The organism is Ramlibacter sp. AN1015 (assembly GCF_037726105.1).
Lineage (GTDB): Bacteria > Pseudomonadota > Gammaproteobacteria > Burkholderiales > Burkholderiaceae_C > Ramlibacter.
Genome location: NZ_JBBJUM010000020.1, coordinates 33,014 through 48,440, shown reverse-complemented (window position 1 = coordinate 48,440; position 15,427 = coordinate 33,014). Strand labels below are relative to the sequence as shown.

The window sequence follows — 15,427 nt, the reverse complement described above, 5'->3', positions numbered from 1 at the left end:
ACTCGAATCCTCAATAAAGAGCGTCGCCCGTGACGGTTTAACGTCTCCGGCACTGGCCGCGCCACGGGCAGCGGGCCAACCACTTGCGTGGCGCCGAAGACAAGACTGCCGCGAAGGGCCGCCCGCGAGACTAATCGAGCCAGTCCGCAGACGACGCCCTGGCGGGCAAAACGCGAAACCGCTTACTTGGCCCGCGCGGCGACGATCGCCTCGGCCACGTTGCGCGGAGCTTCGGCGTAGTGCTTGAACTCCATCGTGTAGGTCGCGCGACCCTGCGACATGGAGCGCAGCGTCGTCGAGTAGCCGAACATCTCGGACAGCGGCACCTCGGCCTTGATGGCCTTGCCGCCACCGACCATGTCGTCCATGCCCTGCACCATGCCACGGCGGGACGACAGGTCGCCCATCACGTTGCCGGCGTAGTCCTCGGGCGTCTCCACTTCCACGGCCATCATGGGCTCGAGGATCACGGGGCTCGCCTTGCGCGCGGCTTCCTTGAATCCGAAGATGGCGGCCATCTTGAACGCCTGCTCGGACGAGTCCACGTCGTGGTACGAACCGAACGTCAGGGTGACCTTCACGTCCACCACGGGGTAGCCGGCCAGCACGCCGCTGTTCAGCGCCTCGACCACGCCCTTTTCCACGGCCGGGATGTACTCGCGAGGTACAACGCCGCCCTTGATGGCATCGACGAACTCGAAGCCTTTGCCGGCCTCCTGCGGCTCGAGCGTGAAGACGACGTGACCGTACTGGCCCTTGCCGCCCGACTGGCGCACGAACTTGCCTTCGACATCGGTGACCTGCTTGCGCACGGTCTCGCGGTAGGCGACCTGCGGCTTGCCCACGTTGGCTTCGACACCGAACTCGCGCTTCATGCGATCGACAATGATTTCGAGGTGCAGCTCGCCCATGCCGCCGATGATGGTCTGGCCGGACTCTTCGTCGGTGCTGACGCGGAAGGACGGGTCTTCGGCGGCCAGGCGCCCCAGCGCGATACCCATCTTTTCCTGGTCGGCCTTGGACTTCGGCTCCACGGCCTGGCGGATCACCGGCTCGGGGAAGACCATGCGCTCCAGGGTGACGATCGCATCGGGGTCGCACAGGGTTTCGCCGGTGGTGACGTCCTTCAGGCCGACACAGGCGGCGATGTCGCCCGCACGGATCTCATCGACTTCCTGGCGGTTGTTGGCATGCATCTGCACGATCCGGCCGATGCGCTCCTTCTTGCCGCGCACCGGGTTGTACACGGTGTCGCCCTTGGACAGCACGCCCGAGTAGACGCGCACGAAGGTGAGCTGGCCGACGAAGGGGTCGGTCATCAGCTTGAACGCGAGGGCAGAGAACTTCTCGCTGTCGTCGGCCTTGCGGCTGGTCGGCTGCTCGTCGTCGTCGGTACCGGTCACCGGGGGGATGTCCACGGGCGACGGCAGGAAATCGATCACCGCGTCCAGCATGCGCTGCACGCCCTTGTTCTTGAACGCCGTGCCACACAGCATCGGCTGGATCTCGGTGCCGATCGTGCGCGTGCGCAGGCCCAGCTTGATCTCGGCCTCGCTCAGTTCGCCCTCTTCGAGGTACTTGTTCATCAGCTCTTCGCTGGCTTCGGCGGCGGCCTCGACCATCTTTTCGCGCCACTCCTTGGCGGACGCGAGCAGTTCGGCCGGGATCTCGTGGTACTCGAACTTCATGCCTTGCGAAGCCTCGTCCCAGATGATGGCCTTCATCTTGAGCAGATCGACCACGCCCTTGAAGTTCTCCTCGGCGCCGATCGGGATGACGATCGGAACCGGATTGGCCTTCAGCCGCAGACGCATCTGCTCGTAGACCTTGAAGAAGTTGGCGCCGGTGCGGTCCATCTTGTTGACGAACGCGAGCCGAGGCACCTTGTACTTGTTGGCCTGGCGCCAGACCGTCTCGGACTGCGGCTGCACGCCGCCCACGGCGCAGTACACCATGCAGGCACCGTCGAGCACGCGCATGGAGCGCTCCACCTCGATCGTGAAGTCCACGTGTCCGGGGGTGTCGATGATGTTGAAGCGGTGCTCCGGATAGGACAGGTCCATGCCCTTCCAGAAGCAGGTGGTGGCGGCGGACGTGATGGTGATGCCGCGCTCCTGCTCCTGCGCCATCCAGTCCATGGTGGCGGCACCATCGTGCACCTCACCGATCTTGTGGTTCACACCGGTGTAGAACAGGATGCGCTCGGTGGTGGTCGTCTTGCCGGCGTCGATGTGCGCCGAGATGCCGATGTTGCGATACCGCTCGATGGGCGTATTGCGAGCCATGATGAATCTCTTTCGTTGAACGGATTCGGGCCCGCTCGTGGCGGGCCCGCATGTCCGGGAAGGGGGAGGTGCTTAGAAGCGGAAGTGGCTGAAGGCCTTGTTGGCCTCGGCCATCCGGTGCACTTCGTCGCGCTTCTTCATGGCGCCGCCACGGCCTTCCGTGGCTTCCATGAGTTCGTTGGCCAGACGCATGGCCATGGATTTCTCGCCGCGCTTCTTGGCAGCTTCCTTGATCCAGCGCATCGACAGGGCCAGGCGGCGCACCGGGCGCACTTCCACTGGCACCTGGTAGTTGGCGCCGCCCACACGCCGGGACTTGACCTCGACCATGGGCTTCACGTTGTTGATCGCGATGACGAAGGCTTCGAGCGGATCCTTGCCCGGATTCTTGCGCTCGATCTGTTCGAGCGCGCCATAGACGATGCGCTCGGCCACTGCTTTCTTGCCGCCTTGCATGATCACGTTCATGAACTTGGCGAGCTCGACATTGCCGAACTTGGGATCCGGCAGGATTTCACGTTTAGGGACTTCACGACGACGTGGCATTTCTTACCTCTTCAATTGCTTCAGTTGGCCACCCTTCCGGGGGCCGCGAGAGCCATCAGGGCCCTCACTTACTCGACCCGCAGACACCATGTCCGCTCGGGGTCACTACGCCGGCTCCGCCTGCCAGGCGGTCGCGGCACCGATGGAAACGAAACGGATCAGGCCTTCTTCGGACGCTTGGCGCCGTACTTGGAGCGGGACTGCTTGCGGTCTTTGACGCCCTGCAGGTCCAGCGAGCCGCGCACGATGTGGTAGCGCACGCCAGGCAGGTCCTTGACACGACCGCCGCGCACGAGCACCACGGAGTGTTCCTGCAGGTTGTGGCCTTCGCCGCCGATGTAGGAGATGACTTCAAATCCGTTGGTCAGGCGAACCTTCGCAACCTTGCGCAGGGCCGAGTTCGGTTTCTTGGGGGTCGTGGTGTACACGCGGGTGCAGACGCCACGGCGCTGGGGGCAATCCTGCATCGCGGGGCTCTTGGATTTGGTCTTCTCGACCTCCCGGCCCTGACGCACGAGTTGGTTGATGGTTGGCATTGAACGTCCCTAAACGTCTTCGATCTCTTTGAAGCGCCGCCAGATGATGCGGCACGCGAAATTCCCGCCCCAATAGCGGAAAAGCCCTCCAGTATAGCCCGGCGAGCTTCAGCGCAAGGCGCAAGGCCTTGCCTGATGGTGGGGCTTAGCCCCGTCCCATCACTTGATCCACAGGCGCAGTGCGTCCCAGGCGCGGCCGAGCACGCCGGCCTGCGCGACGGGTTCCAGGGCCATGAGCGGGACCTCCTGCAGCACCTGGTCGGCAGAGAGCACCTTGAGCGTTCCGACGCTCTGGCCCTTTGCCAGGGGCGCCACCAGGGGATCAGGTCGCACCACTTCGGTGCGGATGCGTGCCGCCGTTCCGGCGGGAACGGCAACCACGATGGGTTCGGCGCGGCCGAGCTTCGCCTGCGACTGGGTTCCCTTCCAGACGGCGGGCGTCACCACGGCCTGGTTCGCATCGAACAACTTCACCGCCTCGTAGGCCGTGTACCCCCAGTTCAGCAGCTTTTGCGATTCGTTCGCGCGGGCGTTCTCGCTGCCGGCGCCCAGCACCACCGACAGCAGCCGCCGCGAGCCCAGGTTGGGGAACTCGCGCTTGGCAGTCGCGACCAGGCAATACCCCGCAGCCGCGGTGTGCCCGGTCTTCAAGCCATCGACGGTCGGGTCTCGAAACAGCAGCACGTTGCGGTTGGTGTCGTTGGCCGCCGGCGTGCCTTCGTAGCGGTACTTCTTCATCGCGTAGTAGCCGACGAACTCGGGGAAGTCGTGCAGGAGACGTCCGGCAAGGATGCTCAGGTCCCGCGCGGTGGTGGTGTGGCCCGGCGCCGTCAGGCCTTCCGGATTGCGGTAGGAGGTGGACTTCATGCCCAGCGCCTTGGCTTGGTCGTTCATGAGTTCGACAAAGCGCTCGACGCTGCCGCCCACCCCTTCGGCCAGGGCCACGGTTGCGTCGTTGCCCGACTGCACGACCATGCCCTTGATCAGATCCTCGACCGGCACCTGCATCTTCGGATCGATGAACATGCGCGAGCCCGGCATCTTCCAGGCGCGCTGGCTGACCGGAAGCGTCTGCTTCAGGTCGATCTTCTTGGCGCGGAGGGCGTCGAACACCAGGTAGGCCGTCATCAGCTTGGTCAGCGACGCAGGCTCCACCGGCGTGTCGATGTCGCGGCCCGCCAGGATCTGGTTGGCGGTGAGGTCCAGCAGCAGATAGCTGCGGGCTGCGATCTCAGGGGCTTCGGGGGTCTGGGCATGGCTGGCGAGGCAGGCCAGGGCGAGCAGCGGCGCGGCCAGCGCGCGGGCGAGACGACTATTCATGCAATTCGGTGGGGAAGGATCAACGGAGGTGGCGGACCATCAGGCTCTTCAGCAGCGGCAATTGTCCGTGAAAGAAATGCTCGCCTCCTGGCACGACCGTAACGGGGAGTGACTGCGGGCGGGCCCAATCCAGAACGGATGCGAGGGGCACCGTATCGTCGGATTCGCCGTGAACCACCAGGGTGCGTTCGTGCGACTCGGGCGGCAGAGGCGCGACATCGAAGCGCGAGGTCGCTGCGCCGACCAGCACCAGTCGCTCGAACGGTCTTGTCGGCCAAGACGCGGCCGCGACGTGACTCGCCACGAACGCACCGAAGGAAAATCCCGCGAGGCACAAAGCTCCATCGCCTCCCAGCGCCGCCACGACGGCCTCCATGTCCTGCCGCTCGCCTACGCCTTCGTCATAGGTGCCGGCGCTGCCCGCGACCCCGCGGAAGTTGAATCGCACGGCTGTCCAGCCAGACTGGACGAAGGCACGTGCCAGCGTCTGCACGACCTTGTTCTCCATCGTGCCGCCGTACAGCGGATGGGGGTGCGCAATGACGGCGGTGCCGCGCCGCAGGAGCCCGGGCGCGGGCTCGTCGCGCAGCACGTCGAGCGCGCCTGCCGGACCGCTCATCGTGAAGCGCTCGCTGTGCACGTTCATGTTCAGCGGCCGAGATGCGGCGGCGTCACGAGCCGCTCCACCACGACGCCGTTCTTCAGGTGCGACTCGACGATCTCGTCGATATCGTGCTTGTCGACATAGCTGTACCAGACACCTTCCGGATAGACGACGGCAATCGGCCCTCCGGCGCAGCGATCGAGGCAGCCGGCCTTGTTGACGCGGACCTGCCCCTTCCCGGCGAGCCCCTGCGCCTTGACCTGCGACTTGCAGTGGTCGAAGGCCTCCTGTGCCCGGTGCTGCGCGCAGCAGTCCTCGCCGCCGGGACGCTGATTGAGGCAGAAAAAGATATGGTGCTTGTAGTACATCGATGGGGGACCTGGGGCGGCCCCGGATTATCGGTGACGGTGCTGCGCCTCACCGGCATCCGGTGCCTCGGCCCTGGCCGTGCCGCGGACATGCGCCGCACCGTCGGAAGCATCGGTCGTCGGCGCACCACCCGTTTCGCTGCGCGACAGCCGCAGCAGCACGTAGAGCAGCGTGGCGTAGGGCCAGAGCCAACCGAGCCACTGCGCCACGCCATGAAAACGGATGAAGCGGCCCTGCTCCCAGGTGCTCAGCGTGTTGGCGAAGTACGCGCTGGCCGGAGCCTGGTTCAACAAGGTCAGATGCAGCACCAGCGCGAGCAGCAGCAGCGCCGCGCAGCCGCGCCGCGGCACCGGCAAGGCGGCAAGCGCCAGCAGCAGCCCCACCGCCGTGCCGGCCCGCACCGCCGGACTGATCCACGCCCAGGCGTGCAGCGGGCCCCAGCTCAGGGCGGCGGACAAGGCCGTGACGCAGAGACCGGCGGCGATGGTGCAAGCGCCCAACACGGCACGCCGGCGTACCGAGTGCATGACCGAATAGCCGAGCAGGCACGGAATCAGCGCTCCGAGCGCAACGCATGCGAGTTCCACGGCGGGCACCAGCGGTTGCAGTTCGACATCGCGCACCGGCAGCCACTCGAGAAAGGGCGTGTCCAGCAGCCAGTCGGCCAGCGCTGTCTCGACGCGCTCGAACACCTGGCCGAGTCCGAACGGAACCGACGCGGGAAACAGCAGCGCGAGAGGCCACAAGGCCAGCAGCACCAGGGCGCCGCGAGCATGCGAGACGAACCAGCGGGCCCGCCACCGGCTCCAGTGTGCGATCGCACCCGCGCGCTCCAGGCCAGCAGCCAGGGCCGCGCCCATGAGGGCACCGACCAGGTTCAGGCCGAAGTCCAGGTTGGACGGAACGCGCGAGGGCAGGTAGGTCTGCAGCGACTCCATAGCGAACGACAGGGCCGCGCCGGCCAGTGCGGCCGCCCCGATGGCCGAGCGCCGGGAGGGCTGCACGGCGCCCGGATCCCGGCGCAACCAGGCCAGGGCCAGGAGGAAGCCCAAAGGCGCATAGCCCAGGACGTTGGCCGCCAGGTCGAACGGCGTCCACCAGCGTGGCCAGGGGCTTTGCAGGAAGGCCCACGGCGAGATGCCCTGGGTGCGCCAGCCTTCGAAGGGGTACAGGCTCGCATAAATGATCAGCGCACCGTAGGCGTGCGCCAGCGGCCAGGCCGATGTCTTGTGCGCAGGGCCCATTCGCCTAGAAAGGCTTGACCACCACGAGCACCACGATGCCGGTGAGCAGCAGCACGGGCATCTCGTTGAACCAGCGATACCAGCGGTGGCTGCGCGTGTCGCGGCCGGAAGCGAGACGCCGCAGCAGCAGGCCGCAGGCATGGTGGTAGCCCAGCGTGACGATGACGAGCGCCAGCTTCGCATGCATCCAGCCGCTGCCAGGGCCACGCCCGATGCCCCACCCGAGCCAGAGCCACAGACCGAGCCCGACGGCCGGCAGTGCGAGCAAGCTCGTGAAGCGCAGGAGCTTGCGTGCCATGGTGAGAAGCCGCTCTCGCTCGGCGAGCGAGCCTGGTTCGACCATGGCGAGATTGACGAAGATGCGGGGAAGGTAGAACAGGCCGGCGAACCAGCTGGCGATGAAGACGATGTGGAAGGCTTTGACCCAGAGCATGCGACCGAGTGTAGTGAGCGGCTGGGCGGCGCCCAGCACGACGCATCGCCACTGAAACGCCTCTCGCACGGACAAAAAAAAACCCCGGCTTGCAAGCCGGGGTGGGAAGCCTTGTTGCTGTCACACATTAAGGCGCCCGCTCAGGGAGGAAAAGCGGGGAGCGGCAAGCCGCCCGTGCGCAATTTAACAAACAGCCGTCGTGCTTTCAAGCGGCAAGAATGCAATTCGCCTGTAGTACGCGATAAATGAATCATTTGGAACTAAACAGCAACTGGCGCCACGCGCCCCGTTTGGCCGATACGGCACAATTTTCGCCATGACCTCCTTCGCTCCGTACCCCCTGGGCCGACCGCGCCGGCTGCGCCGAGACGCCTTCACGCGCGACCTCGTGCGCGAACATCGCCTGAGTGCACACGACCTGATCTATCCGGTATTCGTGCAGGACGGCAGCGGGCGGCGCGATGCGGTCGCCTCGATGCCTGGCGTGGAGCGATTGACGCTGGACCTGTTGCTGCCGGTGGCCGAGCGTTGTGTCGCCCTTGGAATTCCAGTGATGGCGCTGTTCCCGGTAATCGAGCCTTCCCTCAAGACGCCGGACGGGCGCGAGGCGTTCAATCCGCAGGGCCTGGTTCCCAGGGTGGTGAAGGAACTGAAGAAGCGGTTCCCCGGCCTGGGTCTGATGACGGACGTGGCGCTCGACCCCTTCACCAGCCACGGGCAAGACGGCCTGCTCGACGAGACGGGCTACATCCTCAATGACGAAACGGTCGCCGTGCTCACGCAACAGGCCCTGGCGCAGGCCGAAGCGGGCGTGGATATCGTCGCGCCCAGCGACATGATGGACGGCCGCATCGGCGCGATCCGTCGCGCGCTCGAGGAAGGCGCGCACGTTCACACCCGGATCATGGCCTACAGCGCCAAATATGCGAGCGCCTTCTACGGGCCCTTCCGCGACGCGGTCGGATCTGCCGCCAACCTGGGCAAGAGCGACAAGAAGGTCTACCAGATGGACCCGGGCAATACCGACGAGGCCCTGCGCGAGGTCGCCCTGGACATCGCGGAAGGCGCGGACATGGTGATGGTCAAGCCCGGAATGCCCTACCTCGACGTGGTCCGCCGGGTCAAGGACAGCTTCCGCGTACCCACCTTCGCCTACCAGGTGTCGGGGGAGTACGCGATGCTCAAGGCCGCGGCGCAGAACGGATGGCTGGACCACGATGCGGTGATGCTCGAGAGCTTGCTGGCGTTCAAGCGCGCCGGTGCCGACGGCGTCCTCACGTACTTCGCGCTCGACGCGGCCGAGCGCCTGCGCGCCTGACACCGCCCGTGCAGATCGTCGAGTTCACCGAAGGCACGCTGCGCTTCCTGGACTGCCTGCCGGCCGCGCCGCCGGCGCGCGGCTTCGTCTGGGTCTACCTGAGCCGCGACGAGCTGCGCGAGCACCTGCCGCAGCTGCAGTCGGCGGCCTTGCGGCTGGGCGGCTCGAGCCTGCTCGACCTGCACGTCAAGGACCTCGAAAACCGCGCCCACCCCTCGCACTACGACTACACGTCCGTGTATGACCTGGTGGTGTTCCGTCGCCTCGCCACGTCGGCGGAGATCGACGCCGAACTGCAGGTGGACGGTGCCACCGCGGCGCCCCGGCATCCGAGCACGCTGGCCAGCTTCCACCGCATACGCACGCGTGCGGTGGGCTTCGCGGTGTTCGACCGGCTGCTGGTGTCCGTGCATCCGGCCGGCTGTGAGACGGCCCGCCTCCACATCCAGCGCACCATCGCCGAGGCTGCGCAGACCGAGGCGGTGGTGGTCGTGGGCCGCAGCCGCCAGCCCAGCGGTCCGGCCGATCTGATGCTGCGCCTGATCAACGAGATGGTCGATGGCTACCTGGAGCTGCGCAAGCTGCTCGCAGCCGAGCTCGGGCAGTGGCAAGACGCACTGCTGCAGCCGGGCGCGAACCAGGCCGATTGGAAGGCCCTGATGGTCGCTCGCGCTGAACTGCACCAGCTCGAGGACCTGTGCGAAGAGCAGAACGATGCCGTCGAAGAGTGGCTGGACACGGTGCGTGCCCAGCCGTCCGCCACGCTCGCACAGGCCGAGCGCGACGTGCTGGTGGCCCGGGCGAACGACATCATCGAGCACATCCGCCGCGTCGCGCACCAGGTGCGTCGCATGGAGCAGGGCGCGGAGGCGGCGGTGCAGATCCACTTCTCATCGCAGAGCCACCGCGCCAACAACATCATGCGCACCCTCACTGCGCTCACGGCGATCTTCCTGCCGCTGAACCTGATCACCGGCATCTTCGGCATGAACTTCGATGCCATGCCCCTGCTGCACCGCGACCAGGGGTTCTGGATCGCGATCGCCGCGATGGTGGTGCTGGCCGTGAGTCTCGGCGTGGTCTTCTGGCGCAAGCGCTACCTGTCACGCGCGAGCCGCTGAAAGCGGCCTGCCACGCCGGTGCCGCTGCAGCCGCTCTCAGCCGAGATGCCGGGCGAAAAATGCGAGGCTGCGCTCGCGCGCCATGCGCGCTGCCTCGGCGTTGTGCGAGCCGCGCTGGTCGCAGTTGAAGCCGTGGTTGGCCGCATAGACGTGCACCTCGACCTCGGGATGGTCGCGCCTGAAGGCCTCCACGCTGTCCAGCGGGATCCAGTGGTCCTGATCGCCGAAGTGGGCCATGACCGGCACGCGCGGCGTGCGCGCGCGCTCGTCCGGCGTGGTCATGCCGCCGCCGTAGTACGCCACTGCGGCGGACAGGCCTTCCAGCGTGCACGCGGCGCGCCAGGACAGAAGGCCGCCCCAGCAGTAGCCCACGATGCCCACCTTTGTGCCGCCCTCCCCGGCGCGGCTGATCGCCGCCTGGATGTCCTGCAGCACGCCCGGCGCCGGCAGCGCCTCGGCCGCGGTCTTCAAGGCGAAGCCCGCTTGCATGTCCGCCTCGGAATAGCCGAGCTCCACGCCCGGTTTGACCCGCTGGAACGTGGACGGCGCGAGGGCCAGGTAGCCGTCGGCGGCATAGCCGTCCGCCACCGAGCGGATATGCGAGTTCACGCCGAAGATTTCCTGCAGCACCACCACGGCACCGCGGGGCGTGCCGCTCGGTCGCGCCAAATAGGCGGCACACACCTGGCCATCTGCAGCCTTCAGATCGATGAAGTCACCCATGAGCTTGCTCCTTTGCGTTGGATCGGGTTGGTCTCGAGAGTTTCAGCGCCGGCAGGTCGGGACGATTGCATCGGCCTCGCGCGCGAACCGCACCAGGCGTTCCGGGATGGTCCCAGGGACCGACGGCGGCAAGGAAATAATCGATGCGCTGGCGCACGGCGGTCCCCAGGACCCGGCTGCGTGACGCCAGGTTCGGTGATTCGGGGAAGCAAGCTTAGCCGGGTCGCGGCACGGGAGCTACGGATGGACAAGGTGATTCTGGTTACCGGTGGCAGCCGGGGCATCGGCGCGGCGACGGCGCTTCTCGCTGCGCGGCGCGGCTATGCGGTTGCCGTGAACTACGCCGCCAACTCGCTCGCCGCCGACGAGGTGGTGCGGCGGATCCGCGCTAGCGGCGGCATCGCCATGGCCGTGCAGGCCGACGTGGCGCACGAAGGCCAGGTGCTGGCCATGTTCGAGCGCATCGACGCGAAATGGGGTCGCCTAACGGCGCTGGTCAATAACGCCGGCGTCGTCGATGTCGCGGCACGCCTCGATGCCATGACCGTGCAGCGGTGGCGGCGCATGTTCGACATCAACGTGATCGGCTCCATGCTCTGCGCGCGCGAAGCGGTGCGCCGCATGGCGCGCCGACACGGCGGCGGCGGTGGCGCCATCGTGAACGTGTCGAGTGCGGCGGCGCGCCTGGGGTCGGCGGGACAGTACGTGGACTATGCCGCCGCCAAGGGCGCGATCGATGCCTTCACGCTCGGCCTGGCGCGCGAAGTCGCCGCAGACGGAATCCGCGTGAACGCGGTGCGCCCCGGCTTGATCGACACGGAGATCCACGCCTCGGGCGGCTGGGCGGCACGGGTGCAGGATCTATCCCACCAGGTCCCGATGCAACGCGGTGGCTCGGCCGAGGAAGTGGCTCACGCCATCGTCTGGCTGCTATCGGAAGAGGCGAGCTACACGACGATGAGCCTGCTCGAGGTGTCCGGCGGCCGCTGAGCGAAGGCTACGCGTGCGCGAAGTGGGCGCGGTCGCCGCGGCGAGCCGCCTCAGGAATCTTCCAGCAGCGACAGCAGCACGTTGTCGCGCCACTGGCCGTTGATGATGATGAAGTCGCGCGCATAGCCCTCTACCGCAAAGCCCAGGCGGCGCAGCAGCTTGGCGCTGCGCAGGTTCTCGGGCAGGTGCGTGGCCATGATGCGGTGGAGCCGGTAGCGGCTGAGGACCTCGCGGCACGCCGGTGCGGCCGCCGCATACATGAGCCCGCGCCCTTGCAGGGAGTGTTCGACCATGAAGCTGATGGTGCAGGCGCGGAAGTCGCCGTGTTCGATGGCCCAGTAGCTGTTGAGGCAGCCGATCTCGCCGTCGCCGCCTTCCTTGGGAAAGCCCACGAGGTGGACCGCCTGACCGGCTTCCATCGCCGCCTGCCGGCGCGGCAGTTCGCCCTCCCAGTATTCGGTGCGCTCGAGCTCGGGCGTCTGGGTCATGGCCATCTGCAGGTGCTCGCGGTTGCGCGCGTGAAAGCGTGCGTACAGGCCGGCGAAGCTGGGGTGCACCGCATACAGCCACCAGTGCTCGTTTTCCAGCCAGATCGTCGCCTGCACGCTGGCGCCCATGCCGTCGGTGTTGAGGTTCATCATGCTGCGCTGCCTTCCGCAAGGATACCGAGACGCCGCCACAGCGGCACGATGGAAGCGGTGAATTCCTCGGCCCGTGCAGCGCACTCGGCCGCGGCATCGCCGGCCTCGCGCATGGCGAGCGCCGCCAGCGCCTCGGGGCTGCGCGCGCCGAGCGTCCACGCCAGCAGCAACAGGCGGTCGGTCCGGCTCGCCTCGACGGCCTGCCCGGTGACCGGCGAGGCGAGATAGCGCAGAACGTCATCGTGGCGCGCGCGCGCAGCCACATGGCGGTTCATCGTCTCGCACCGCGCGTCGCCGGCGCACGCGGCATCGTCGGTGAACACCGGCGCCAGCTGGCTTTGGGCGACCAGCGCCGCGAGCACCTCGAACACCCGCTCGAGCTGAACCGAGTGGAGATCCGCCTGCGCGATCAGCTCGCCGATCGAGATGGGTCGCGAGATCTCCGCCATCACGCGAGCGATCTGGCGGGTAATGGCCGCGTCCAGCGACACGGTGCCGTACGGCGTCTGCAGGGCCGGCACGATGGCGCTGGCCGGCCGCTGCAGGACGAGACTCACCTCACGCAGCGCGGCGTCGCGCTGGGACGCGTCCATGCGCGCGGCGCCGCGGACGAAGACGTCGCGGCGAAAGCGGCGGTTGAGGACAAAGTCGTTCGCCGTCTGCCGCAAGGCCGTGGGAAGCCGGTTCAGCCCGAGCGCCTGCGTGCGCTGGAACACGTCTCCGGTCAGGTCGCTGCGATGCAGCGAACATGCGAAGGACAGGTTTGCGGCGTCGAGCGCCTCGGCCACGTCGGCAAAGTAGGTCAGGTGCCAGGCCTCGTTGAAGTACTCGTGGGCAACGACGTGCCGGTCGTCGCGCAGCATGTCGTCGAGCATCTGGCTCGCCGGCGGGTTGGCATTGAAGAAGCTCGCCTTGCCCTTGCGAAGCGCGTCGGCGAACGCGAGGGCGCCTTCGATGCGGGCAGCGGTTCCCGCGCCCCGCGAGCCGACCTGGCGCGTATGCAGCCACAGCAGGTCGCGCAGGGGCTTCTCGGCCGACCAGCCGGGCATCACGTTGTAGCTGAGATAGACCACGCCACCGAGCTTGAGGCGGCGGCGCAGAAATTCCACCAGAGCGTGCCGCGCGGCCCCGTCGATCCAGGACCAGACGCCGTGCAGGGTGACGAAATCGAACTGCGGCAGCTCGACCTCGAGCATGTCGGGGAAGCCCAGCGCGCGCCAGTCGGCCTGCTCGGGCCGAAGCCCGCCCTGGCCGGCCAGCGCCTGGGCAAAGAGCGCGTGCTCGGGATTGAAGTCGGTGCCCGCGAACCGGCCCCGAGGGTTGGCGGCCGCGTGCAGGTTGCACGAGACGCCCTGCCCGTAGCCCAGCTCGCAGTAGTTGTAGGAGCCTCCCTGCGAGGCGTTGGCGTAGCCGTTCATGAGCAGGAAGAACCGGATGAAGGAGGGAGCCAGCTCGTGGTAGTAGCCATGCGAGTAGGTCATGTCCGCCACGTATCCGCCCGACCAGTTGTGATGCATTCAGCACTCCTTCGTTCTCCGATGGAAAGCTGAATTAGAAAGTTAACTCAACAATAGATCAACAGGAACTTTGCATCTCATCAGATCCAGGACCCCGGCGTTCACGGGGCCCTTCGGCCGCTGTGCTCCTGTAGCCACTGGCCGAGCTGCAGCGCGAGTGCGTCCACCGCCTGCGACAGGGCGGCGACACCGCCCGCGGCGTCGCCCGTAGGCGCAGGGGCGCTCACCCGGAAGGCGCGCTGCCCGAGCAGCCGGTCGCCCGTCGGGCTCGACTGCAGCAAGGTGGCCAGCACCCGCACGCGGCCGTGGCTGCGGCCGGGCGCATCGAAATGCTGGGCGAATTCCTGCAGCTGCAGGCGCAGCACCTGGGGTGCCTGCGCGCCGGCGCGTGCCACGGCCGTCATCTCGCCCGGCCGCAGCACCGTACGTTCGCGGGCGAGGTGCGCGGCGATTCGCTCGTGCACCAGCTCGGCGACCGGCGCGCTCCAGCGCGAGGCGCCATAGGGCAGGAGCGCCCGTCCGTCGCCGTAGTCGAGCCGATACAGGATCGAACGGCGGTCCAGCAGGCCGCTGGCCTCGAGTTCGGGCAGCACCAGGGGTGCGGCCGCGTCGGCAGGGGCGGCGGCCGGAGCCGGCAGCGGCCCCAGGTCGAACAGCGTGGGCTGCTCGGGCGCGCTCACGATGCTCGTGCAGCCCGCGCAGGCCGCCACCAGCGCGCAGAGCACCGCGCCGCGCCGCAGCCGCAGCCGCGACAGCAGGGCGTGCCAAGGCGCTTCGACCTGATCGGCGCGTGACGTGCTCATGGCGCACCTCCCGGTTCGACGAATCCCGGCTCGCCCGGCCCGGGTGGCAGGCGCCTCGGGCCGAAGAGGAGGCTGCGCGGGTTCTCCTGCAGGCCGGAGGCGGCCCCCTGCAGCTGGCGCGCGGCGCGCGTGGCCTCTTCGGCCATTTCGTTGATGCGCGGCAGGGTGGAACCGTTGAAGGATCCGGCAGCCTGCGCGAGCGCCGCTGCGCCCTCGGTCAGGCGATCGACGGCGCCGCCTTCGGCATTGAGCCGCTGTGCCGCCTGGCCGAGCGGCTGCAGGGTGTTGCGCGCCTCCAGAGCCGTGGTGCGCAGGGCCTGGGCCGCAGCGGTGACGCTCTTGATCGCCTCGGGCAGGCTGACGCGATCGGGCCCCAGCTGCGCGTTCAGCACCAGCGTCGCCTGATCGGCCAGCCGGCCCATGCCTTGCGCGGCCTGCTCGACACCTTCCAGCGCGGCGGCGATGCGCTGCTGGTTGGGATCATCGAGCAGTTGGTTCAGACGCTTGGACAGCTGCTCCACCTGCGCCAGGATGTCCTCGCCCTGGTTGCCCAGGCGGCTCACCAGCCCGGGCCGCAGCGGGATGCGTGGCGTGGCGCCGTCCTGCGCCTGCAGCGGTGCCCCGGCCCGGCCCTGGTCGTCCAGCTGCACATAGGCCAGCCCCGTGACCCCCTGGAAGCCCAGCGTGGCGAAGGTGTCGGCGGTGACGGGTGCACGCGGGTCCACCGCCAGCCGCACCAGCACGTTGCCCGGCTGGCGTGGATCGAAGGAGATGTCCTCCACCTTGCCCACGTCCACACCGCGCAGGCGCACGGGCGCCTGTTCCTGCAGCCCCGTGACGGATTCGCGGGTAGATATCTCGAAGGTCTGGTACTGCGCGGTGTCGCGGGTGAGCCAGGCGCCGAGCAGCAGCAACAGCGCCGCGACCAGCAGCACGAACAGGCCGGCGGCCAGGGCATGTGCCTTGTTTTCCATTGC

Annotated in this window: 16 protein-coding genes; 3 read left to right on the top strand and 13 right to left on the bottom strand. The window is 67.7% G+C overall.

The features are described 5' to 3' along the window. Positions 1-182: 182 nt before the first annotated feature. The 8 genes from fusA to WG922_RS21325 all read right to left on the bottom strand — a co-directional run bounded on the left by fusA (position 183) and on the right by WG922_RS21325 (position 7,337). Positions 183-2,285 carry an elongation factor G gene (gene fusA, locus WG922_RS21360; protein ID WP_340285053.1) on the bottom strand — a complete coding sequence of 701 codons (2,103 nt, stop codon included), beginning with the start codon at positions 2,283-2,285 and terminating at the stop codon, positions 183-185. A 72-nt stretch (positions 2,286-2,357) separates the two neighbouring features. Further along, positions 2,358-2,831 (bottom strand): 30S ribosomal protein S7, encoded by a 474-nt coding sequence (gene rpsG, locus WG922_RS21355; RefSeq protein ID WP_340285052.1) that lies wholly within the window; start codon positions 2,829-2,831, stop codon positions 2,358-2,360. 158 nt (positions 2,832-2,989) lie between these two features. Next, complete coding sequence (rpsL, locus tag WG922_RS21350) at positions 2,990-3,367, bottom strand: 30S ribosomal protein S12 (protein ID WP_340285051.1); 378 nt, start codon at positions 3,365-3,367, stop codon at positions 2,990-2,992. A 159-nt stretch (positions 3,368-3,526) separates the two neighbouring features. Continuing rightward, the gene (locus tag WG922_RS21345) at positions 3,527-4,687 is read right to left on the bottom strand and encodes a D-alanyl-D-alanine carboxypeptidase family protein (RefSeq protein WP_340285050.1); all 1,161 of its coding nucleotides are present in this window, start codon (positions 4,685-4,687) and stop codon (positions 3,527-3,529) included. A 19-nt stretch (positions 4,688-4,706) separates the two neighbouring features. Further along, complete coding sequence (locus tag WG922_RS21340) at positions 4,707-5,333, bottom strand: alpha/beta hydrolase (RefSeq protein WP_340285049.1); 627 nt, start codon at positions 5,331-5,333, stop codon at positions 4,707-4,709. A 2-nt stretch (positions 5,334-5,335) separates the two neighbouring features. After that, positions 5,336-5,659: a (2Fe-2S) ferredoxin domain-containing protein gene (locus WG922_RS21335; protein ID WP_340285048.1), complete on the bottom strand. Its 324-nt coding sequence runs from the start codon at positions 5,657-5,659 to the stop codon at positions 5,336-5,338. Between the two features lie 27 nt (positions 5,660-5,686). Continuing rightward, positions 5,687-6,904, bottom strand: a complete 1,218-nt coding sequence (locus WG922_RS21330; protein ID WP_340285047.1) for a VanZ family protein — start codon at positions 6,902-6,904, stop codon at positions 5,687-5,689. 4 nt (positions 6,905-6,908) lie between these two features. Next, the gene (locus WG922_RS21325; protein ID WP_340285046.1) at positions 6,909-7,337 is read right to left on the bottom strand and encodes a CopD family protein; all 429 of its coding nucleotides are present in this window, start codon (positions 7,335-7,337) and stop codon (positions 6,909-6,911) included. Positions 7,338-7,653: 316 nt separating this feature from the next. Between WG922_RS21325 and hemB the strand changes: the two genes are divergently transcribed. Together hemB and WG922_RS21315 are read left to right on the top strand one after the other, a co-directional pair. Continuing rightward, positions 7,654-8,655, top strand: a complete 1,002-nt coding sequence (gene hemB, locus WG922_RS21320) for a porphobilinogen synthase (protein WP_340285045.1) — start codon at positions 7,654-7,656, stop codon at positions 8,653-8,655. Between the two features lie 8 nt (positions 8,656-8,663). Next, on the top strand, positions 8,664-9,776 hold the full coding sequence (locus WG922_RS21315) for a magnesium transporter CorA family protein (RefSeq protein ID WP_340285044.1): 1,113 nt from the start codon (positions 8,664-8,666) through the stop codon (positions 9,774-9,776). Positions 9,777-9,812: 36 nt separating this feature from the next. On the opposite strand, the gene WG922_RS21310 is transcribed toward WG922_RS21315, so the two are convergent. Next, positions 9,813-10,499, bottom strand: coding sequence for a dienelactone hydrolase family protein (locus WG922_RS21310; RefSeq protein ID WP_340285043.1), 687 nt, complete (start codon positions 10,497-10,499; stop codon positions 9,813-9,815). Between the two features lie 243 nt (positions 10,500-10,742). Here WG922_RS21310 and WG922_RS21305 point away from each other — a divergent pair, with 243 nt between their 5' ends. Continuing rightward, entirely contained in the window at positions 10,743-11,489 is a 747-nt protein-coding gene (locus WG922_RS21305; RefSeq protein ID WP_340285042.1) for an SDR family oxidoreductase, read from the top strand. Positions 11,490-11,539: 50 nt separating this feature from the next. Here WG922_RS21305 and WG922_RS21300 read toward each other — a convergent pair whose 3' ends face one another. The 4 genes from WG922_RS21300 to WG922_RS21285 form a co-directional block, all read right to left on the bottom strand. Further along, positions 11,540-12,130 (bottom strand): GNAT family N-acetyltransferase, encoded by a 591-nt coding sequence (locus WG922_RS21300; protein WP_340285041.1) that lies wholly within the window; start codon positions 12,128-12,130, stop codon positions 11,540-11,542. Further along, positions 12,127-13,647, bottom strand: a complete 1,521-nt coding sequence (locus tag WG922_RS21295; RefSeq protein ID WP_340285039.1) for a class I SAM-dependent methyltransferase — start codon at positions 13,645-13,647, stop codon at positions 12,127-12,129. The genes WG922_RS21300 and WG922_RS21295 overlap by 4 nt, the downstream gene beginning before the upstream one ends. A gap of 101 nt (positions 13,648-13,748) precedes the next feature. Further along, positions 13,749-14,450, bottom strand: a complete 702-nt coding sequence (locus tag WG922_RS21290; protein ID WP_340285038.1) for an ABC-type transport auxiliary lipoprotein family protein — start codon at positions 14,448-14,450, stop codon at positions 13,749-13,751. Further along, positions 14,447-15,424, bottom strand: coding sequence for an MlaD family protein (locus tag WG922_RS21285; RefSeq protein WP_340285037.1), 978 nt, complete (start codon positions 15,422-15,424; stop codon positions 14,447-14,449). Before WG922_RS21285 ends, WG922_RS21290 begins: the two co-directional genes overlap by 4 nt. Positions 15,425-15,427: the final 3 nt, after the last annotated feature.